The organism is Steroidobacter sp., assembly GCF_016790065.1.
Lineage (GTDB): Bacteria > Pseudomonadota > Gammaproteobacteria > Steroidobacterales > Steroidobacteraceae > Steroidobacter.
Genome location: NZ_JAEUPY010000638.1, coordinates 12424 through 33715 on the forward strand (window position 1 = coordinate 12424; position 21292 = coordinate 33715).

Here is a 21292-nt window from a genome sequence, read left to right on the forward strand (position 1 = left end):
ATGGCCCAATAAATGGATAGTCCGATCCGCCAACTCGCTCAGTTGTACGGCATCGCAGATTCCTATCTCGACTATCGCGCTCGCCCCAAAGAGGTGTCGCTAGAGTCTCAAGTCGCCATTCTGGCGGCGTTGGGTGTCGCAGCGGCCGATGACACGGCCGCCGGCGACGCCATCCATGAGTACGAAACGCGTCGCTGGACCGGCTTCGTGCCGCCCGTGGTCGTGGTCGGTGAGGGCCAGCCCATCAGTGTGCCGATCGCGGTGCCGGTGGAGCTGGCCGCGAAAAAGGTCGATTGGAATGTGACTTTGGAGAACGGCGAGCCCCGTTCCGGCTCGGCGCCGCTGAGCAAGCTCAAGCCCATCGAACAAGGCGAAGTCGATCAACGCTCCTATCGCCGTCTCGCGGTGTCGTTGCCCAACTTACCGTTGGGCTATCACACTGCGACGTTCGCGCTCGACACCGGGCTGCAAGGAACATTGCGTGTCGTCATAACACCCACGCAATTTTTCGACGCGCCGGCCATCGCGGCAGGCAAGCGACTCTGGGGCATCGCCGTGCAGCTGTATTCGCTGCGGGCCGATGACAACTGGGGCGTCGGCGACTTTCGCGACTTGAGTAATTTGATTCGTCTGTCCGCGCCGCTGGGCTGCGGCATCATCGGGTTGAATCCACTGCATGCGCTGATGCCGGCCAATCCCGCGCACATCAGTCCGTACAGCCCATCGAATCGCCAGTTCTTGAACGTGCTGTATATCAGTGTCGAGGACGTGCCCGATTTCGCCGAGTGCGAGCCGGCGCGCAAACGTGTTGCCGAGCCGAAGTTTCAAGCGAATCTCAAAACGCTGCGTGCGACTAGGAACGTCGACTACGTGCCGGTGGCGGCGGCGAAGTTTGAAATCCTGTCGTTGTTGTACGCGAATTTTCGTACACGTCATCTCGCTCAAAAGACGCCGCGCGGCGCGGCGTTTCGGCAGTTCCAGGAAATCTTGGGCGAGCCGCTGCGCTTGCATGCGATCTACGACGCGCTCGACGGCCATCTGCGTTTGCAGGGTCCGCAATACTGGGGCTGGCCGAGCTGGCCTGAGGAATATCGCGATCCGACTTCATCGGCGGTCGAGCGGTTTGCCCGCGAACGCGCCGAGGACGTCGAGTACTTTCAATACCTGCAGTGGCTGGCCGCCGAACAACTATCGGCGGCGCAAAGCGTGGCACGTGACAAAGGCATGGCCATCGGCATCTATGGCGACGTGGCAGTCGGCGCCAATCCGGCAGGTTCGGAGACTTGGTCCAACCGCCACTTATATCTACAAGGTGCTTCGGTCGGCGCGCCGCCCGATGCGCTGGCGTTGAAAGGTCAGGATTGGGGCATTCCGCCGCAGGATCCGAACGAGCTGCGCTCTCAGCAATACCAGCCGTTCGTCGGTCTGGTCCGTAACATGATGCGTTACGTAGCAGCGCTGCGTTTCGACCATGTGATGACTTTGTATCGTTTGTGGTGGGTGCCGCGCGGGCTACTGTCCAAAGACGGTACGTATGTCCACTATCCGTTAGCCGATTTGATCGCCATTCTGGCGTTGGAAAGCCAGCGCAATCATTGCATCGTAATCGGCGAAGACCTGGGCACGGTGCCGGAAGCGATGACCGAGGCGATGGAGCAATATCACACCTATCATTACAAGGTGTTGATGTTCGAACAGCATCCCGACGGGGCTTTCAAACGGCCCGACGAATACGTGAAGCATGCGATGGCAGTCGTGACGACACACGATTTGCCGACGCTGCGCGGTTGGTGGGACGGTAGCGATGTGACGTTGCGCGCGAAGCTGGATTTGTATCCGACCGACGAGCTGCGTCAACAGGCCCACGATGCCCGCGTGCGAGATCGAGTCGGTTTGCTTCGAGCATTGGTTGCGGCAGGTTTGTGGCATTGGCGCGAAGGCGAGCCATTGCCGACGTATTCCGCTGCGTTGTCGCGAGCAGTGCATGCCTTCATCGGCTTGTCCAGCTCCAACATCGCGTTGGTGCAAATCGAGGATCTAATCGGCATGAGCGATCCTGTCAACGTCCCAGGGACCGATACCGAGCACGCCAACTGGCAACGCAAGGTAACCGCGTCACTAACTGACATATTCTCCAGTGCCGAGACCAAAGATATTCTCGCGGCCATGGAGTCGGCTCGCAAAGGTGTGAACCCGAACGGGTGACCCGCGCCGGCTTCTGTTATCGTGCGCGCCGCCGAGAGAGGAAGACATGCATCGCAGCCGTCTTGCTGGTTTCATCATCGACTGTAAAACCGACGATCTCGAACGTGCCGCACAGTTCTGGTCCGCAGCGTTGGGTTATGAGCTGCGCGCCAAGCACGAAGAGGCGAGCCCGCTGTATCGCTGCCTGCAGAGCGAACAGCTCGGCCTGCACATCGAAGTTCAAGACGTCAAGCACGACAGTCGCGTGCATCTCGACATCGAAAGCGATGACATCGACGCGGAAGCGCAGCGTCTGGAAGCCCTCGGAGCTCGGCGCATCGAAAAGGTGCATACCTGGATTGTGATGGAAGCACCTACAGGTCAACGCTTCTGTATAGTCCGGCCACAAAACAAAAACTTCGCCGCCACCGCCAATGAGTGGAAATAGTCAGGCGCAGTCAGGGGATAGCAGAATTCTAGTGTGTCGGTGGATCCATCGCGTGTCGTGGTGCGTTGTGCCGCGAGCAAGTGCGATGGGAACGCCGCCTGGGAGGTTGTGATGTTTAGAATGAGACAGTCCGAATCTTTGCCCGTGCGTCCGCGCGTGACTCCGGATCCGGAGCGTGCAGCCGAGTTGCAACGTCGCATCGACGCGCTTCAATACAAACCCGAAACAGGTTTTCACCGCGATCGACTACAGGACAAGGCCGAGCGACCGGTACTGCGATTGGTCAAGTAGCCGACCATCGATGGCTCAGGGGAAGGGGCGATCTGACGATCGCCCCTTTTTATTTAAGTCTGTTATTCAAGTCGCCACCCACCAAACCACACCGCTCGCGAGCACGATGCCCGGCACGATGCGCCACGCCGGCACCGGCCGCATGGCATGCAAGCGCACGTTGCGACGGTGGCCGGTGAACATGGCGACCAGCACGTTATCTCGCTTCACCAGCACATAAAACAAAATGGCCGCGATGTGCAGGCCGATAAAGGTGAGGATGGCGTTGAACACCACTTCGTGAATGTCGGCCAGCGTGCGGCTGGTGTCGAAGCTCACCAGATGTGACAACGGCCCGGACTCGATGCCGTCCACGTCGCTCACGAACAAACCAATCACCACTTGCGCCAGCATCAACGTGAGCATCACTGCCACGCTCCAGCCGCCGAGTGGATTGTGTCCCGCCTCGCGATGCGCATCGCGCGACTCACGCAGATAAGCCATCAAGCCGCTTGGGCCACGCAGGAACTGTGAGAAGCGCGCGCTCGAGCTGCCGAAGAAGCCCCAGTAGACGCGGAAGATCAGCAGGCCGAGCAACGCATAGCCGCTGTAACGATGCCAATCCATGACGTTCTGTTCGGCGGTCCACCAGGACGCCACGATGCAGGCTACGAACAGCCAGTGAGTCAGCCGCACCGGCCAGTCCCAAATGCGGATGGCCTGCGCAGAATTGGACGCCTCGTTCACCCGATTACCCCTCTGCAATTGCGTCTTTGGCGAACGGCAACGATAGCATCGCGCCTGCTCGCCGAGGGTTACGAGACAGTCAGCGCAGCCGGATCTTCTGCCAGGCGCCGGAGCGCCAACGCAACAGCAGCACCATCGAGATCAAGATGATGTAGCTCAGCGCCGCGAGCCAGCCGCCGAGCGCGCCCAGGCCGAACTGCGGCAGGCTGTCCACCCAACCGCCGCCGGGCTCGAACGACAGCATGTGAGCGAGCGGGACGAATACGAGCCACGACAGCAACAACACGCAGATCGCCGGCACGGTCGCGTCACCGGCACCGCGCAGGCTGAAAGAACAGGCGAAGTTCAAACCGTCGAACAATTGATATGCAGCAGCCACCCACATGAGCGTTGTGCCCAGCTGGATCACTGCGAGCGCTTGTGGATCGTTGTCGGCGACGAACGTCGGGATCAGCCACGGTGCGATCAGGCCGAGCAACAGGCCGACCGCGCCCATATAGGTCATGCACATCACGATGATGCTGTTACCGATGCGTCGCGCCCAGTCGCGATCGCCCATGCCGATGGATTGACCCACCAGCGTGGTGCCGGCCATGGCGATGCCGATGGCCGGCATGAAAGAGATCGAGGTCAGCATCATGACGATCTGCGTGGCGGCGCCGTCCACCGTGCTCATATGTACTTGCATGAGTTGAAACATCGCGAAGCCAAGCACGTCGGCGGCGATCAACATGCCCATGGGCAAGCCGAGTTTCCATTGAGCGGCGATCTTGCTGGCGCGAGGTCGCCACATCAGCCGCGAACCAAACAGTCGATCCATGCGCGGGCTCATGAAGATGATCAGGCCGACGATCAAGCCGAGTGCTTGTGCGCAGTTGGTGGCCCACGCGCCGCCGGCGATGCCCCAGCCCAAATCGAAAATAAACCACTGCGCGAAGATGGCGTTGCTGATACAGACCAGCGCGTCGACCATGAAAGAGATTTTGGGTTTGCCGATGCCGTTGAAAAATCCCAGCATGCCCCACAGGGCCACGCCCAATGGCGCGCCCAGCATGCGAGGTTCCCAGAACTGCACTGCCAGTGCTTGCACGTCCGGCGCGAGGCCGAAAGGATTGAGCACGGCGTTGCCGTTGAAAGCGATGAACCAGAACAGTGGTGTGACTAGTAGCGCGGCCCAGATCGAAATCCAGCCGGCCTGAGAGGCACGTTTGAGTCGGCGGCCGCCGAACGCCTGTGCCACCAATGTTTGGCCCGCGAGGCCGACGCCACCGAATAGCGCGATACAGGCGATCACCGGCCAGTGAATCGACGCGATGGCCGCCAGCGCGCTGGTGGAGATGCGACCGATGAACCAGGTGTCAGTGAGATTCAGGATCGCTTGAATGGCGCTGTTGGCCGCGAACGGCACCGCCAGCGCGACGATGGCCCGCACGTCCACCCGAGCACGCCCCGACGCGTCCAGCCGATGCGCCGGCAAGGACGAAGCAGGGGAGCTGGCGGTGGGCAGGACGGTGTCCATGGGCCGGCCATTATGGGTCAGGCCCAATAAAAAAGCGGCCCGAACGGGCTGCCACACAACAAAGAAAAAGGCGGCCCGTCAGGGCCGCCTTGGTCAGGTCTTACTCCTGAGCGAAGCTTACTGCGCAGCCTGCTGCGAGAACTTCAGGCGCACCATGGCGCGCTGTTCGATTCGCTCACCGTTGCGTTCGACTGGCTCGAAGCGCCACTGGCGCACGGCGCGCATGGCCGCGTCGTCGAATACATCAGCGGGGCTGGCGTTACGCACTTCCACCTTGTCCACCGAGCCGTTGGTCTGCACCGTGAAGGCCAATTCCACCCAACCTTCGACACCGCGTTTGCGGGCGGCGTCCGGATACACCGGCGACACCATGCGCACGCGCTTCAACGAAGCGGCGGAAACGATGTTGTTCTGTTGTGAGCTAGCGTCGCGAGCCGCGGTCAGATCGGCTTCTGCCTGCGAGATAGCCGCGCCATTGAAGCGCTGGCCCACATCCTTGGCAGCAGCGATCAGCTGCGAGGAACGTTCGAACGCTTTGGCATTCATCGCCTGACGGCCCGAGTCGAGCAAGCGCGTCGACAAGGTGCGCGACAGTTCGTCCACTTCAGGACGATTCGGCGCAGTCGTGCGCAGGCTGGTGAGCAAGTCGCGAGCGCTGTCGCCCGGCGGATCGATCAGCTTGCCTTCGGTCAGGCGCGTACGCACGTCGGCGATCATCGTATCGACGTTCGGACCGGCACCGGCTTGCGAACCGGCCGGCGCATTGGTGCCCGGACGACGTGCACCAGCTGATTGCACAGTGCCCGGCGCGGCTGCAGGGCCAGCGCCCGGACCAGCGGTGCGCGTCGCTTCAGCGAGCGAACGCTCGACCGCTGCGAGAGTGCTACCCGCGGAACCCATCTGACGTGCGCCTTGAACGAACGCAGTGGCTGCTTCGACGTTGCCGGCGGCCAGCGACTTGCGCGCCTCTTCAGTCAGCTGCGCGCTGAGTTCACGAATCGTGGCGAGCACCGTTGGATCGGTCGGATCCAGACGGCGAGCTTCCAACAGCGCGTCCTTGGCGCTGGCGTTGTTCGGCGTGACCAGGCGGCCGTTGGCCATGCGATCGTTCGCGGAGTTGATCAGCGAGCGCACGCGATTGCCGACTTCCTGAGCCTGCGACAGTTTCAAACGTTCACGCTCGCGGCCGACCTGCGTGTCCAGGAACGCCAGACGCGGATGAGCCGAATCGATGTCGCGCGCGGTTTCGATGGTGCGAATGGCTTCTTCCAAACGTTCCGCGAGCAGCGCCGCTTCGGCGCGCTCCAGGATCTTGTCGACCACGGAGCGAATACCGTCTTTCGCATCCTGACTGTTCGGATCCAACGCCAACGCGCTTCGATACAGATCCAGCGCGCTTTCGCCTTGGGGCTCGATGAATTTGCCTTGGTTGAAAGCGTCCTTGGCCAACGCCAATTCGGCTTTGACCGGGTCCGGACGTTCCGGCACACCACCGGGCTGCGCAGCTCCGGGTGCGGCCGGTGCATTCACGGCCGGCGGGACTTCGGGCTCACCGGTGAAGCGGCTGACGCCGAACCAGATGCCGCCGATGACGATCAGCAGGCCGGCAGTCAGCGCGCCGTACGTCATCACATAGTTCTTGCTGCCGCCTTCGCTGCTGGCGCCACCGGTGCTGAGGCGCTGGCCGGCAGCCGATAGATCCAAATGTTGTTTGACGGCTGCTTCCAGCGACAGCCGCGTCTGTCCGTGCGACAACGGCGTGAGCAGGAAACGGAAGATTCGGCCAGTGGCGGTCAACTGCATCAGCTGCGCGTTTTCTTCGCGCTTGCCGGCGACCACCACCACCAATTCAGGGAAATGCTGAGTGAGCTGCGCCACCATGGAGCCGACGTCGGCGGTGCTCGCGGTATCCGCGACCAGCACGCCCGGCTTCAAGTTGGAAAGCTTCTCGGCGACATGATCCAGATCGGGTGCGAACGCCACCGGCACGCCTCGGGGAGCGGCCTTTTTGACCGTTTCCACCAAGTTGGCGTCACGGCTCAGGACCAGGATGGGCGGCGCCGCGCCTTCGTCGAGCTGCCGCAGGCTTTGTGAGTCGTCGATCTCCAAGTTGACCTCGTCCTGAGTATTTCCCTGTCCTGAAGAACGGCTGTGTTGCGCGTTGGCCATAGACCCCTCCTGGGGGTTTTCATGCTTGTCGCGTAATACTACTTATGCAAGATGGATCAGCTGAGAACTGTATCTGTCTTTTCTGGGCGATTCGCGTGAACTGCCGCGCAAAATTGCCACGCGCCGTGCAGAGAATGTCCCAGTAAGATCCCTGTCGGCCAGCGGGCCAGATCCTACCCCTTTGTTCGGCGTGCGCCAGCGCCAAAGTTGTTGGCAACCGGCTACGCAAGGCATTTAAGCGCGCAATTGAGGGTTTGGATGAGGACCACAGTTGCAAGCCCATCCGCAGCGCTGCAGGATTCGTTCAGTTACCGCATGTTTCGTTCAGACATTTCCTATTCGTCGCCGTCATTCGTCACTGTGTCCAAACCACCGCTAGCATCGATGCGATCACATCGCGTCGCCTCGCCCAATGGGGCACGAGACGACGCCTATTACTGGCTGCGCGACGACACGCGCAGCGACCCCGAAGTGCTGGATTACCTGAAGGCCGAGAATGCCTATACCCAGGCCATGCTGGCCCCGGTGCAGCCGCAGATCGACGGGCTCTACACTGAAATCGTCGCGCGGCTGAAGCAGGACGACGCCACCGTCCCGGTGCGCTATCGCGGGTACTGGTACGCGGTTCGATATGCGACCGGCCAGGAATATCCCATTGTGGTCAGGCGCGCGGACGCGCCCGACGCCGCCGAAGACATACTGCTCGATGGCAATGCGCTGGCCTCCGGCCAACCGTTCTTTCAGCTCGGCGGTTACGAGGTCAGTCCCGACAACCGGCTGCTCGCCTACACCGAAGACACTGTCGGACGGCGTCAGTACCGGCTCAGAATCAAGGACCTCGTGACTGGCACACTGCTGCCGGACACGATCGACAACGTCGACGGCGGCATCGCCTGGGCCGACGACAATCGCACGCTGTTGTATGTGGAAAAGGATCCGGTGACCTTGCTGGGCCGGCGCATCCGCAGTCATACGCTCGGCGCCACCGGCGCAGATCCGCTGGTTTACGAAGAGCCGGACGAGAGTTTCGATCTGACCGTCGAGCGCAGTAAGAGCGAGCGCTATTTATTGATCGCCTCGGAAAGCACCACGTCATCCGAGTGGCGTTACACACGCACCGACGATCTGTCGTTCGCTTTCCAAGTGGTCGTGCCGCGCGAGGAAGATCACGAGTACCAGGTCGATCATCTCGACGACCGCTTCTTGATTCGTAGTAACTGGCAGGCGCTGAATTTCCGCATCGTCGAAGTGCCGGTAGAGCATGTCGCCGAGCGTGCGCGTTGGCGCGACGTAGTGGCACACGATCTGGAAGTGTTCGTGCAGGACTTCGAGATCTTTCGCAGCTTCATCGCAGTCAGCGAACGCTCGCGTGGCTTGATGAACATTCGAGTGCAACGCTGGGGCGAAGCGCCGTTTCATCTGACCGCGGACGATCCCACGTACACCATGGCGCTCGGCTCCAATCCCGAGCTGGATACCACCAAACTGCGCTACATATATACGTCGCTGACCACGCCGGGCACGACGTACGATTACGATCTCGCCGATGGTTCGCGCGTGTTGTTGAAACGCGAGCCGGTGCTCGGCCCGTTCGATCCAGCCGATTACGTCAGTGAGTTCGTCTGGGCATCGGCGCGCGACGGCGAACGTATTCCAGTGTCCATCGTGTATCGCAAAGGCACGCCGCTGGACGGCACCGCGCCGCTGTATCAGTACGGCTACGGCTCGTACGGGCTGAGCATGGAGCCGGGCTTCAGCTCATCGCGACTGTCGCTGCTCGATCGCGGCTTCGTCTATGCGATGGCGCACGTGCGCGGCGGCCAGGAGTTGGGCCGGCGCTGGTACGACGCCGGCCGGCTCGAATTCAAATGGAACACCTTCAACGATTTCGTCGACGTCACCGATCATTTGGTGGCGCGCCGTTATGGGGCTCGCGATAAAGTTTTCGCCGCCGGCGGAAGTGCCGGCGGTTTATTGATGGGGGTGATCGCCAACGTCGCCCCCGATCGTTATGCCGCGCTGGTGGCGCACGTGCCGTTCGTCGACATCGTCACCACCATGCTCGATACCAGCATTCCCCTGACCACCCTCGAGTATGACGAGTGGGGCAATCCGAACGAAGCCGCTGCCTACGCCTATATGCTTTCTTATTCGCCTTACGACAATATTCGCCGCCAGTCTTATCCGGCCATGCTGGTCACCACCGGACTATGGGATAGTCAGGTGCAGTACTACGAACCGGCCAAGTGGGTCGCGAAATTACGCCGGCACAATACCGGCAGCCGGCCGTTGTTACTGCATGTCAATCTGGAAGCGGGCCACGGCGGCAAATCGGGGAGATACGAGCACATGCGCGAAGTGGCGCGGGAGTACGGATTCGTGATCGCGCTGGCGGCCGGGACCGACATCGCTGCATCGGCAGCCCCCGGGGGTGCGCCGTGAGCCACACCGGATACATTCTGCTGGCTGATGACAATCCCACGGATGCGGAGCTGACCATTCGCGCGCTGGAGATCGGCGGCGTGTCGCAGCAGGTGGTGTGGGTGCAGGACGGCGAGGCCGCTCTACATTACGTGTTTCGTCAGGGCGTGTATGCGCAGCGCATGTCGGGCAATCCCAAGCTGATGCTGCTCGACCTACACATGCCCAAGATCGACGGACTGGATGTGCTGGCACAAATCAAAGCCGATCCGAAGACGCGCTCGACCCCGGTGGTGATCATGTCTTCTTCGGACCAAGAGTCGGACATGGCGCGCAGCTACGAGGCGCATGCCAACAGCTACATCGTGAAACCGGTGGATTTCAAGCAATTCACCGACCAGGTGTCGATGCTGGGACAGTACTGGACCCGGATCAATCGGCCCGGGCCCTAGGGGCAACTGTGCACTGCGTCTCCCTTTATGGCTAACAGATCTCCCTAACCGTGCCAATCCTCCGGGCCCCCGGCATACTTCGCGGGCTCTGAGAGATCCGCTGGAGACGAGGCATGGGTGTCATCCTGATCGCATTCGAGCGCGAATCCGAGCAAAGCGCGCTCGAGACATTGCTATCGGGTCGCGGGCATCGGGTTTTGAAGTCCGCCAACGGACTCGCGGCCCTGGACGTCGCGCGCCGCGAGGCGCCGCAGGCGATCGTGTCCGATATCGTCCTGCCGCGCATGGACGGCTTCGCCCTGTGCCGCAAATGGAAGCAGGACGAGCGCCTGCAAAACATTCCTTTCCTGTTCTACACCCGTCGTCACGACGACCCGAAGTACGAACGCTTCGCGCTGGAGTTGGGCGCCGAACGTTTCCTGGCGCGCTCCACGCCGCCGGAAAAGCTGCTGAGTGCCCTCGATGAGCTGCTGCCGCCGGGCAGCGCCAGCACGCCCGCCAATGGACAAGCCAATGGTCAGGCTAACGGCCAGGCCAATGGGCCAGCCGCCGCGCACGGCAATGGCCAGAGCGGCGCCACGCGGCCGATGAACATGCTCGACACGGCAGCCATGCAGCGCGTCGCCGTGCTCGAAAAGTCCCAAGCCGAGGCGCATGAAAAGGCGCAGTTCGCGCAACGCCAGCAAGCCGCTCACGCCGAAGCGCTGGAAAAGGCACAACGCGCGCAAGCCGCCCAGGCCGACGCTCTGGAGCGCGCACAACGGGCGCAAACCTCTCAAGCCGAAGCTCTAGATAAAGCGCAGCGAGCACAGGCGGAGGCCATCGAGCGGGCCGAGCGACTGCAAGTCGAAGCTCACGAGAAAGCTCAGCAGGCACAAGCTCAAGCCGAGGCGATGGAACGCGCGGCGCAGGCACATTCGCGGTTGCGTTCGCAGGTCAGCGAGCTCGAAGCCACCAATCAACGCTTGGCTGACGGCGAAGCGCGCTTCCGTCGCGTGTTCGAAAGCAATCCGCTGCCGATGTGGATGGCCGATCACGCCACCGGCGGCTTCATCGCGGTCAACGATGCAGCGTTGGCGCTGTACGGCTATTCGCGCGCCGAATTCCTGGGCTTGAAAGCGTCGTCGCTACAACTGCCCGGCACCGATTCGAGCAACTCGCCGGTCAGCGTGCATCAACGCAAAGACGGCAACGTGTTGGGCCTGTCGATCTTCACTCAGCGAATCGAGTTCGACGGTCGCGACGCCGACCTGGTGAGTGCCTACGATCTGACCCAACGCCTGGAGAACGAACGCCAGCTGCACGAGCAGGCGAACGCCGGTCGCGCCATTCTGGACGCGGCGGCCGATGGTTCCTGGTTGTTGGGCGGCGACGGTCAGCTCCTGGATGTGAACACGACTTACTGCCGCATGTCCGGCTACAGCAAGGAAGAGCTGTTGCGCTTGAATGCCGCCGATATCGAGGATCCCTCCTCGGGCGAGACCACTCAGCGCTTGCAGCTCGCTCGCGTGCGCGGTGGCGGTCGCTACGAAACCAAACATCGTCGCAAGGACGGCACGCTGTTCGACGTCGAAGTCAGCGTCGGTCTGCTGGAAAACACGCGCGGCGACAGCATCGTGCTGATTCGCGACAACGGCCAACGGCGTCGCGACCTGATTGCACAGCGAGTCCTGCACCGTCAGGCCGACTTCCTGGTCGAGCTGTTCAAGCATGCCGATACGTTCGATGAGTCGGCCATCGTGCGCCGAGTGATCGAGCAGGCGTTGGAAGTCACGCGCAGCCCGCTCGGTTATTTGTATTTCGTCGATCCGACGCACAAGACCATTACGCTCGCCGCCTGGCGCGACGGCAGCCGTCCGCAAGTCGTGATGGCCAACTCCGAGGCGCAGCCCATCGGGCGCGTGACATTGACCGACTGCGTGCGCGGTAAGCACGCCGTGTTGAACAACGATTTGACGCCCAAGCCGAACACCGATGGCTTGCCTGATCTCACGCGCTATTTAGCGGTGCCGGTGCTGTCGGGTGACGAAGTCGTCGCCGTGCTCGGCGTTGGCAATCGTGACGTCAGCTACAACGATGACGATCTGCGCGTGCTGGCTGCGTTGGCCGATGGCGTGTGGCGAGTGCTGCATTCAAAGCGTGCGCATGCGGTGACGTTGAGCGCGCTCCAACGTACCGACGTGGCATTGCAGGGAATGATTGATTCGTTCGTGCGCATGAGCGAGCGACACGATCCATACACCGCTGGTTCGTCGCGCCGACTGGCTGCACTCGCAGTGGCGATCGGCCGTGAAGCCGGGCTCGACGGCGAGCGTCAGCATGGTCTGCGAGTCGCCGCGCTGTTACATGACGTGGGCAACATCGCTGTGCCCGCATCCATTCTGAGCAAGCCTGCACCGCTGACCGAAACGGAGTTGGCGTTGATGCGCACTCACGTCGAAGAAGGTTGCCAGTTGCTCGCCGATATCGACTTCGGCGCGCCTATCGCCGACATCGTGTACCAGTCCCACGAGCGCTTCGACGGCAGCGGCTATCCGCGCGGTTTGAAGGGTGAAGACATAATGTTGGAAGCGCGCATTCTGGCCATTGCCGATACCGTGGAAGCCATGTGCTCGCCGCGGCCCTATCGACCGGCTGCCGGCATGGACGCGGCCCTCGAAGAGCTCAGCCGCGGGGCCGGTAAACGCTACGATGAACACTTAGTGGCGGCCTGCACCCGACTGGTCCGTCAGCACGGCTTCACGCTGCCCGAATAAGCGTTTTTCTCGGGAAAAAGCCATTATTTCCGTCATGAGTCTGAGGCGCTGGATGGCGCCTCGCTAAGCGTCGCCATTAAGCGTCGCTGTAACTTCCCGGTGTCTCTTTGCAGGTTTTCCTGAACGCTGTTGGGGGCTCGCCCGATATGTGTGCAGCCTCGTTTCAGACACAATATGCATCGTCTGTAAGGGCAAAGTCGTCGAGAGACGATGACGCAAAGCCTCCGGTCCTCGGGCGCCGCTTTAACAAGCCGCGCCACGGATAGCGGGGTTGCCGATACGACCTGTCGCGGGTCGTACCGTGAAGTCCTTAGGCCAGCGACCCGCGCGCCAGCGCCGGCTCCGCAACGCCAGCTTCCCTTGCCAGACACAGGTGCTCGACCCGTACGCAATGCCGCGTGATGGGACCCGAGCTGGCATCGGAAATCTGTGTTGCTGGAGTTGCTCATGCGCTTGTCTGCCTCTTTCGCCGCCGTCGCGGCGCTCGCATCGTTCGCTGGTGTCGTTGCCGCTCAAACTGTCAATCAGCCGCCGACCATCAGCGGTTCGCCGCCGACCCTGGTCAAGACCAACACCACCTATAACTTCCTGCCGACCGCCCGTGATCCGGAAGGTCGTTCGTTGCGGTTCAGCGTGGTCAACAAGCCAGGTTGGATGGCGGTGGGCCCGAACAGCGGCCGCCTCATGGGTTATCCGAAGTCGGCTGGTACCTGGAGCAACATCCAGCTGCGCGTGACTGACGGCGTGAACGTCGTCACCTTGCCGGCCTTCAGCATCACTGCCACTGCTACCGGCACGGTCGCGAATCGCGCGCCGACGATCAGCGGCGCGCCTGCCACCACTGCAACGGTCGGCACTGCTTATAGCTTCCAGCCTGCCGGCGCCGACGCCGACGGCAACACGCTCGGTTACACCATCGCGAATCGTCCGAGCTGGGCCACTTTCAGCACGTCGACCGGCCGCTTGAGCGGCACGCCGACGGCCAGCGGTACCTTCAGCAACATCGTGATCGGCGTCAGCGACGGCACTGTCACGACTGCGCTGCCGGCGTTCTCGATCAGCGTCACTGGCTCCGCGAACCGCGCGCCGGTCATCAGCGGCACGCCTGCTACCAGCATCAACGCGGGCAGCGCGTACAGCTTCCGCCCGACTGCCAGCGATGCCGATGGCAACACGCTGACCTACTCGATCGCGAATCGTCCGAGCTGGGCCACGTTCAACACCAGCAGCGGTTTGTTGTCCGGCACGCCGAGCGCCTCGCAGGTGGGTTCGTACGGCAACATCACGATCAGCGTCAGCGACGGCACGGCGAGCACTTCGCTGGCGGCCTTCGCGATCGCGGTGGTCGATGTTTCCAGCGGCGGTGCAACGCTGAGCTGGACGGCGCCGACTGAGAACACCGACGGCAGCTCGCTCGCCAATCTGGCCGGCTATCGCATCTCCTACGGCACCAACGCCAACGCGTTGACCCAGACGGTGCAGGTCGCCAACCCGAGCGTGACTCGCTACTCGCTCAGCAACTTGTCGCCGGGCACCTACTACTTCTCAGTGCGTGCCTACACTGCCAACGGCACTGAGAGCTCGAACTCGAACGTCTCTTCGAAGTCGGTGCAGTAACTCGCTGGCTCGGACTCGGTAGCGCCACGGCAAGTGGCGGCGCAACGGCGATCGGAACTCCGATCGCCGTTTGCGTTTGTGAGCTCGCATTGTCGAGCTAGTGTTTGCGCAGATATTTTCTTGCCGCATCGCTCGCGCCCGGATTCTGGCCTGCTTATGTGAATTCGCAGTGACATTCGGGTGCTGTTTTCGCAGGCTTTTGTCGGTCACTACCGACATTTGCAAAAACATAATTAGCTGCGTTTAACTCGATCTCACCAAGGGCATAACCGTCGAAAGACGGCGACGCAAAGCCTCCGGTCCTGACACAGCAAAGCTCAGGATAGCGGGGTTGCCGGCCACAGCTTCTGGTACGAGCGGCCGTCATCCACTTCGCTTTCCTCGTTTCTTTGTTTTGTCATAACCGCGGCCCAGCGGTCCCCTGGTCGATTCGCTAATTCGATTGGATGGGTCGATAGCGACATGCACATCAGCAAGGCCCCTTGCGTGCGTGTTCGCCGGTACTAACAATGAATGCAAAAAATTTCGGCACTACGTTGCTGCAGCGAGCCTTGCTCGCGCTGGTGGCCGCATCGTTGAGCGGTTGCTTCGACGGCTCGGGCACCGAAACCAATCCCATGGAAACCTCGGTAGTCGCGCCGGCGGGCGACGACTCCAGCGGCGACGAAGCGCTGCCGACGCCGGCCAATCAGCCGCCCGAAGTGAGTGGCACACCGGCTGCGACGGTGACCGCGGGCCAGGTGTATTCGTTCAAGCCCGAAGCTACCGACGCCGACGGCGACTTCCTCGAGTACAGCGTCACCAATCAACCGTCGTGGTCGAGCTTCGACACCGAGACCGGTCTGCTGAGCGGCACGCCGCAGGATACGAACGTCGGTGAGTCCGAAGACATCACCATCACGGTGACTGACGGTCGCGACACGCGCTCCATCGGTCCCTTCAAGATCACTGTGAACAGCCGCGCTCAGGCAGCGCCGCTGCCGGGCAACCTGGCGCCGACCATTTCCGGCACGCCGGCCACCTCGGTGCTGGTGGGCTCGGCCTATAGCTTCTTGCCGGTGGCCACCGATCCGGAAGGCGACCGGCTGCGCTTCTCGATTTCCAATCGACCGTCGTGGGCCACTTTCAGCACCACCACTGGCCGTTTGAGCGGCACGCCGGGCACGGCCAACATCGCGACGTTCTCCAACATCGTCATCAGCGTCAACGACGGCACGGTGACCACCGCGTTGCCGGCATTCGCCATCCAAGTGCGCGGCCCGGATAACCGCGCGCCAGTGATCAGCGGCACGCCGGCCACCAGCGTGGTGGCGACGCAGACCTATACGTTCGTGCCGACCGCCAGCGATCCGGACGGCGACACGCTGGTCTATCGCATCAACAATCTGCCGCGCTGGGCGACCTTCAGCACCGCGAGCGGCCGCTTGAGCGGCACGCCAGCCACCACCGATGTCGGCACCTATTCGAATTTGATCATCAGCGTCAGCGACGGTCGCGTCTCGACCGCGCTGGCAGCGTTCACTGTCACGGTGAGTGCGCCAACCAATCGCGCGCCGACCATCACCGGTGCGGCGAGCACGACGGCGACGGTGGGCACGGCGTATTCGTTCACGCCGACGGCCGCCGATGCGGATCGCGACACGTTGGGCTTCACCATCCAAAACCGTCCGGCCTGGGCGGCGTTCGACACTGCGACCGGTCGCTTGAGCGGCACGCCGACCGCAGCTGGCACGTTCTCGAACATCATCATCACGGTCAGCGACGGTCGTCTGTCGGCCGCACTGACGGCGTTCTCGATTCGGGTCAACGCGGCGGCCGCGAGCAATTCTGCTCCGACCATCAGCGGTGCGCCGTCCACCTCGGTGGTCGCGGGCTCGGCTTATTCGTTCACGCCGACCGCGGCCGATGCTGACGGCAACTCGCTCACCTTCAGCATTCAGAACGCGCCGTCGTGGGCCAGCTTCAGCACCACCACCGGTCGTCTGTCGGGCACGCCGACGACTGCGAATGCGGGCACGTATTCGAACATCGTGATCTCGGTGAGCGACGGTTCGGCGAGTGCTTCGCTGGCATCGTTCGCCATCACGGTCACGCAGTCGAGCAACGGCAGCGCGACGCTGTCGTGGACGCCGCCGACCCAGAACACCGATGGCAGTTCGCTGACCAACCTAGCTGGTTATCGCGTGGTGTACGGCCGTAGCAGCTCGAGCCTCGATCAGACCATTCAGATCGCCAACGCGGGTTTGTCCACTTACACAGTGACAGGCCTGGCCTCGGGCACGTGGTACTTCGCGGTCAAGGCGTACACCAGCGCCGGCGCCGAGAGCAACGTGTCGAACACGGGATCGAAGACCATCCCGTAACCGAGGCGCCTCTCGAAAGTCTTCCAAGGCCCGCCATGCGCGGGCCTTTTTCTTTCTACCGCCGCTCCGGCGTGCCAGTGTATTCTCGACCGGATACGCGCAATCGGAGTGATCGCCATGCATCGCGCCTTCGGCGTCTGCCTTTCTCTTGCATTCGCCGGGCTACCGGTCGCTGCAGCAACCGCTGCGACTCCCGCGGCTGTCCGTGTAGATTTTTCTGAACACACGTTGAAGAACGGCCTGCGGATACAGCTGGTCGAAGATCACACCACACCGGTCATCGCCGTAAACGTCACCTATGACGTCGGCTCGCGCAACGAGCGTGTCGGGCTCACCGGGTTCGCGCACCTGTTCGAGCACATGATGTTCAAGGGCTCGAAAAACGTCGGCGACGGCGAGCACTTCTATCAAGTGTTCACCAACGGCGGCGCCATGAACGGCACCACCAACTCCGACATCACGGTGTATTACGAAGCGCTGCCGGCCAATCAGCTGGAGCTGGCGTTGTTTCTCGAAGCCGATCGCATGCGGTCGCTCGAAATCACTCAGGCCAAGCTCGACAACCAGCGCCAGGCCGTGCAGGAAGAGCGGCGCATGCGGGTCGACAACCAACCGTATGGAGCCTCGTACGAGCGCTTCGACGAAGTGTTCTACGACAAGTTCGGCTACAAACATTCCACCATCGGCTCGATGGAAGATTTGAACGCCGCCAGCGTGCAGGACGTTGCCGAGTTCTTCCGCATCTACTACGCGCCCAACAACGCGGTGCTCACGGTGGTCGGTGACTTCAAACGCGACGACACGCTCAAGCTGATCACCAAGTACTTCGAAGACATTCCGCGGCAGCCGGCGCCGCCGGCGGTCGATCTGATCGAGCCGCCGCAAACCGCCGAGCGCCGGGAGAATCTGACCGACGCGTTGGCGCGCGCTCCGCAAATTCTGATCGGCTACAAGACCGATGTGGGCAACGGCCCCGACCAGGCGGCGTTGCAAGTGTTGTCGTCGGTCCTGCAAGGCGGCGACAGCTCGCGCTTGTATCAAAGCTTGAGCAAGGAAAAAGAACTGGTCACCGGCATCGGCGGTTATGCCGAAGAACGTATCGGCACCGGCGGTTTCTATATCACCGCCACCGTGCGTCCGGATCGCAAGCCCGAAGTGGTGGAGGCCGCGATCTATGAAGAGATCGCACGCATCAGCGAAGAGCCCATCGCCGATTGGGAACTACAGAAGGCGCGCAACGCCACGCGCTTGGGTTATTTGCAAGGCATTCGCAGCGCTCAGAATCGAGCCAACATTCTCGGCAGCTACACGGTGATGTTCCGCGATCCGAACTTGATCAACACCCGCTTGCAACGGATCGACGCGGTGACTCGCGCCGACGTGCAGCGAGTCGCGAAAAAATATTTGTTGCCCGCCCGTCGCACCGTGCTGACGACGCTACCTGCGCCGGCCGCTCCGACTACACCGGCACCGTAAGCGAGCACCGTAAACATGTTCACACTGAATAAAACTGTGTTCGCATTGGTGTCGGCACTGGCGTTCGTGCCAGCCTCGGCGCAGACGCCGCCGTCGCAATCGCCGGCAGGGGCGTCCACCAAAGGCGTGGAGTTGAAAGGCAAAGCGCCGGTCAATCCGCAGACGTTACGGGTGCAATTGCCTAAGCCGCAGGAAGCGGTACTGTCCAATGGCTTGCGTGTGGCGTTGTTGGAAGATCACAAGCTGCCGACGTTCTCCATGCAGTTGTGGTTCAACGGCGGCGGCCTGGCCGATCCACCGGAGAAACGCGGCGTGGCAATGGTGACGGCGAGCTTGCTACGCGAAGGAACGAAGCAGCGTTCCAGTCGTGAAATCGCCGAACAGCTCGCGACCCTCGGAGCCAGTTTGTCCTCCAGCTCCGCGCCGTCCTCGGGCGAGAGTTCGGTGGCGTTGACGGGCTTGAGCGATAATATCGATGCGACGCTGGCGCTGGCCGCCGATGTAGTGCGCAATCCAACCTTCCCCGCGGCTGAGCTGGATAAATATCGCGCGCGCTTCCTGGCGCAGTTACAGATTCAGCGAGCCAATCCGGGCTTTCAGGCGCAAGAACAGTTCATGCGAGCCATCTACGGCGAGCACCCCGGTGGCTTGGTGGTGCCGAGCGAAGAGGTCATCAAACAATTGACCAGCGCCGATCTGGCCGCTTTTCACGCCGCCCGCTATCGCCCCAACAATGGTTTCGTGATCGCTCACGGCGACATCGGCTTGAAAGAGCTGGTCGCCAAACTGGAGCGCGCCTTCGGCGATTGGTCCAAAGCCGATCTCAATAAAGTGTCTTTGGCGCAGCCCAAAGGTCCGGCGAAGTCTCGCGTGCTGTTGGTCGATCGACCGGGCTCAGTGCAAACCTCGTTGTGGATCGGCGCACTCGGCATCGAGCGCAACAGCGACGATTATTTCGCCGTGCTGGTCATGAACCACATTCTCGGCGGTGGGCCGGCCTCGCGCTTGTTCATGAATCTGCGAGAGGACAAGGGCTACACCTACGGCGTCTATAGTTCGTTCACGGGCACGACTTTCCCTGGCGTCGTAGTGGCGAGCACCGATGTGCGAACCGCGGTCACGGAAGGCGCCATGCATGAGCTGAACCAGGAGTTGCAGCGTATCGCCAGCGAGCCGGTGTCGGCGCAGGAGCTGACCAATGCACGACGCGCACTGGTGGGCCGCTTCGCGCTGTCGCTCGATTCGCCGCAATCGTTGATGGCCAACCTGGCGACCCAGAAGATCTATCGGCTGCCGGCGGATTACTGGGACACCTATCCGCAAAGAGTCGAGTCGGTGTCGCCCAGCGACATCCAGCGAGTCGCGAAAAAATACTACGATCGCGACCGCTTACAGATCGTCGCGGTGGGCGATGCCAAACAGGTCGGTGAGGTGCTGAAGAAGTACGGCACAGTGGAGCCCGTCAGCCCGATGTAAGCGCGCTGACATGGACGCTCATGTAGACAAGATCGCATGAACAGCCCCGCGTCTGCGCATACTTCGCCGTTCGCTCGGCTCCTGTCGCGGCTGGCACCCATCCAGCCGGCGGAGATGGCGGCGGTCACTGCCGCATTCTTTTTGTTTTTCTTCATGTGGAGCGGCTACTTCGCCGTCCGCCCGGTGCGCGAGACCATCGGCACCCTCATCGGTCGCGACAAGCTGGCCGACATTTGGATCGTCACCTCCATCGTGTCGGTGTTGATCATTCCGATCTACGGTTGGGTCGTGGCGCACGTTCGGCGCAGCGTGTTTCTGCCATGGGCCTACGGCATCGTGGCCGTCGTGCTCGTCATCACCGGCGTGTTGTTTCAGGGCGAAGCCATCACCTTGGGTGCCGGCAAGTTTTTCTACGTGTTCATCAGCGTGGTCAACTTGTTCTTGTTGTCGGTGTTCTGGAGCTTTCTGCTGGAGCTGTTTGATCGCGGTCAGACCAAACGTTTGTTCGGCGTAATCGCTGCGGGCGGCAGTGCCGGCGCGTTGGTGGGGCCGTTCATTTCGGATCTGGCGGTGCCGTTCATCGGTAACAGCGGCGTGTTGTTCTTCGGCGCCGGCTTGTTCGTCGCTGCGATCTTTTGTCAACGCGTGCTGCTGGGTGTGCGCTCCGGCCGCACCGAGGTGAGCAACCAGGCAGACGACCGCCCCATCGGAGGCAACCCATTTGCTGGCGTGACACTGATATTGAAGTCACCTTATGTGCTCGGCATCGCGCTGTTCGTAGTGTTCATTTCCTGCGTGAACACATTGCTGTACTTCGAGCAGCTGCGTTTGGTCGAGGAGCACTTCCCGGCTTTGGCGGATCGCACTCAAATTTTTGCACGCTTCGATTGGATCGTGCAGGCGTTGACGGTGCTGTCGCAGGTGTTTCTGACCGGGCGCATCGCCGACAAGTTCGGCGTCAAGGTGCTGGTCACTTTCGTGCCCGTCATCATGATCTTCGCGTTCGGTGCGCTGGCGCTGTCGGGTACGTTCGCGGTGCTGACGGCGGTGGTGATCGCTCGCCGTGCGATGGAGTATGCGTTCGTGCGACCGGGACGCGAGATGTTGTGGAGTCCGCTGGACAAGGAAACCAAGTACAAAGCCAAGACCACCGTGGACGTGCCGGTGTATCGCGGCGCCGATGCATTGTCCGCGCAATTGAATAATTTCGTCGCTGGGATCGGCTTTGGCATCGGTGCCGTCGCCTGGCTCGGCGCTGGGGTCGCTGCACTGTGGGCGATGTTGGGCTGGTGGCTGGGCCGCCGCTTCGAAGATCACGAGAAATTACAAAGTCCCCGCGCGCCGGCGGCGCAGCGATAAACCACGATGGCAAACGCTGGTGACGAGCGCTTCAC

Annotated in this window: 14 protein-coding genes and 2 riboswitches; of the genes, 11 read left to right on the forward strand and 3 right to left on the reverse strand. The window is 61.9% G+C overall.

Annotation, left to right across the window (positions count from 1 at the left end; genetic code table 11):
- Positions 1-12: 12 nt before the first annotated feature.
- The 3 genes from malQ to JNL55_RS26305 all read left to right on the forward strand — a co-directional run bounded on the left by malQ (position 13) and on the right by JNL55_RS26305 (position 2923).
- The gene (malQ, locus tag JNL55_RS26295; protein WP_293861454.1) at positions 13-2205 is read left to right on the forward strand and encodes a 4-alpha-glucanotransferase; all 2193 of its coding nucleotides are present in this window, start codon (positions 13-15) and stop codon (positions 2203-2205) included.
- A 46-nt stretch (positions 2206-2251) separates the two neighbouring features.
- Positions 2252-2632: a VOC family protein gene (locus tag JNL55_RS26300; RefSeq protein WP_293861457.1), complete on the forward strand. Its 381-nt coding sequence runs from the start codon at positions 2252-2254 to the stop codon at positions 2630-2632.
- 111 nt (positions 2633-2743) lie between these two features.
- Positions 2744-2923 (forward strand): hypothetical protein, encoded by a 180-nt coding sequence (locus JNL55_RS26305; RefSeq protein WP_293861460.1) that lies wholly within the window; start codon positions 2744-2746, stop codon positions 2921-2923.
- A gap of 66 nt (positions 2924-2989) precedes the next feature.
- Here JNL55_RS26305 and JNL55_RS26310 read toward each other — a convergent pair whose 3' ends face one another.
- From JNL55_RS26310 to JNL55_RS26320, 3 genes are all read right to left on the reverse strand, one after another.
- A complete protein-coding gene (locus JNL55_RS26310; RefSeq protein ID WP_293861463.1) occupies positions 2990-3649 on the reverse strand; it encodes a cytochrome b/b6 domain-containing protein in 660 nt (219 codons plus the stop codon).
- A 79-nt stretch (positions 3650-3728) separates the two neighbouring features.
- Positions 3729-5168: an MATE family efflux transporter gene (locus JNL55_RS26315; RefSeq protein ID WP_293861466.1), complete on the reverse strand. Its 1440-nt coding sequence runs from the start codon at positions 5166-5168 to the stop codon at positions 3729-3731.
- Between the two features lie 117 nt (positions 5169-5285).
- On the reverse strand, positions 5286-7337 hold the full coding sequence (locus tag JNL55_RS26320) for a TonB family protein (protein WP_293861469.1): 2052 nt from the start codon (positions 7335-7337) through the stop codon (positions 5286-5288).
- Between the two features lie 384 nt (positions 7338-7721).
- Between JNL55_RS26320 and JNL55_RS26325 the strand changes: the two genes are divergently transcribed.
- The 8 genes from JNL55_RS26325 (at position 7722) to JNL55_RS26360 (ending at position 21257) form a co-directional block, all read left to right on the forward strand.
- The gene (locus JNL55_RS26325; RefSeq protein ID WP_293861472.1) at positions 7722-9779 is read left to right on the forward strand and encodes a S9 family peptidase; all 2058 of its coding nucleotides are present in this window, start codon (positions 7722-7724) and stop codon (positions 9777-9779) included.
- Positions 9776-10210, forward strand: coding sequence for a response regulator (locus JNL55_RS26330; RefSeq protein ID WP_293861475.1), 435 nt, complete (start codon positions 9776-9778; stop codon positions 10208-10210). The genes JNL55_RS26325 and JNL55_RS26330 overlap by 4 nt, the downstream gene beginning before the upstream one ends.
- Positions 10211-10323: 113 nt before the next feature.
- Positions 10324-12966, forward strand: coding sequence for an HD domain-containing phosphohydrolase (locus JNL55_RS26335; RefSeq protein WP_293861478.1), 2643 nt, complete (start codon positions 10324-10326; stop codon positions 12964-12966).
- Between the two features lie 180 nt (positions 12967-13146).
- Positions 13147-13245, forward strand: a riboswitch (cyclic di-GMP riboswitch).
- A 168-nt stretch (positions 13246-13413) separates the two neighbouring features.
- Positions 13414-14583: a fibronectin type III domain-containing protein gene (locus JNL55_RS26340; protein ID WP_293861481.1), complete on the forward strand. Its 1170-nt coding sequence runs from the start codon at positions 13414-13416 to the stop codon at positions 14581-14583.
- 252 nt (positions 14584-14835) lie between these two features.
- Positions 14836-14922, forward strand: a riboswitch (cyclic di-GMP riboswitch).
- 170 nt (positions 14923-15092) lie between these two features.
- Complete coding sequence (locus tag JNL55_RS26345) at positions 15093-16946, forward strand: putative Ig domain-containing protein (RefSeq protein WP_293861484.1); 1854 nt, start codon at positions 15093-15095, stop codon at positions 16944-16946.
- 117 nt (positions 16947-17063) lie between these two features.
- The gene (locus JNL55_RS26350) at positions 17064-18422 is read left to right on the forward strand and encodes a M16 family metallopeptidase (protein WP_293861487.1); all 1359 of its coding nucleotides are present in this window, start codon (positions 17064-17066) and stop codon (positions 18420-18422) included.
- Between the two features lie 15 nt (positions 18423-18437).
- Positions 18438-19898: a M16 family metallopeptidase gene (locus JNL55_RS26355; RefSeq protein ID WP_293861490.1), complete on the forward strand. Its 1461-nt coding sequence runs from the start codon at positions 18438-18440 to the stop codon at positions 19896-19898.
- A gap of 36 nt (positions 19899-19934) precedes the next feature.
- Positions 19935-21257 carry an NTP/NDP exchange transporter gene (locus tag JNL55_RS26360; protein ID WP_293861493.1) on the forward strand — a complete coding sequence of 441 codons (1323 nt, stop codon included), beginning with the start codon at positions 19935-19937 and terminating at the stop codon, positions 21255-21257.
- The last annotated feature ends 35 nt before the right edge of the window (positions 21258-21292 follow it).

What these genes read in the sequence shown, in the direction of transcription:
- JNL55_RS26340 (WP_293861481.1), top strand. Translation starts at nt 13,414, where the DNA reads ATGCGCTTGTCTGCCTCTTTCGCCGCCGTCGCGGCGCTCGCATCGTTC.
- JNL55_RS26320 (WP_293861469.1), bottom strand. Translation starts at nt 7,337, where the DNA reads ATGGCCAACGCGCAACACAGCCGTTCTTCAGGACAGGGAAATACTCAG.
- JNL55_RS26300 (WP_293861457.1), top strand. Translation starts at nt 2,252, where the DNA reads ATGCATCGCAGCCGTCTTGCTGGTTTCATCATCGACTGTAAAACCGAC.
- JNL55_RS26360 (WP_293861493.1), top strand. Translation starts at nt 19,935, where the DNA reads ATGAACAGCCCCGCGTCTGCGCATACTTCGCCGTTCGCTCGGCTCCTG.
- JNL55_RS26305 (WP_293861460.1), top strand. Translation starts at nt 2,744, where the DNA reads ATGTTTAGAATGAGACAGTCCGAATCTTTGCCCGTGCGTCCGCGCGTG.
- JNL55_RS26345 (WP_293861484.1), top strand. Translation starts at nt 15,093, where the DNA reads ATGAATGCAAAAAATTTCGGCACTACGTTGCTGCAGCGAGCCTTGCTC.
- JNL55_RS26315 (WP_293861466.1), bottom strand. Translation starts at nt 5,168, where the DNA reads ATGGACACCGTCCTGCCCACCGCCAGCTCCCCTGCTTCGTCCTTGCCG.
- JNL55_RS26325 (WP_293861472.1), top strand. Translation starts at nt 7,722, where the DNA reads ATGCGATCACATCGCGTCGCCTCGCCCAATGGGGCACGAGACGACGCC.
- JNL55_RS26350 (WP_293861487.1), top strand. Translation starts at nt 17,064, where the DNA reads ATGCATCGCGCCTTCGGCGTCTGCCTTTCTCTTGCATTCGCCGGGCTA.
- malQ (WP_293861454.1), top strand. Translation starts at nt 13, where the DNA reads ATGGATAGTCCGATCCGCCAACTCGCTCAGTTGTACGGCATCGCAGAT.
- JNL55_RS26335 (WP_293861478.1), top strand. Translation starts at nt 10,324, where the DNA reads ATGGGTGTCATCCTGATCGCATTCGAGCGCGAATCCGAGCAAAGCGCG.
- JNL55_RS26355 (WP_293861490.1), top strand. Translation starts at nt 18,438, where the DNA reads ATGTTCACACTGAATAAAACTGTGTTCGCATTGGTGTCGGCACTGGCG.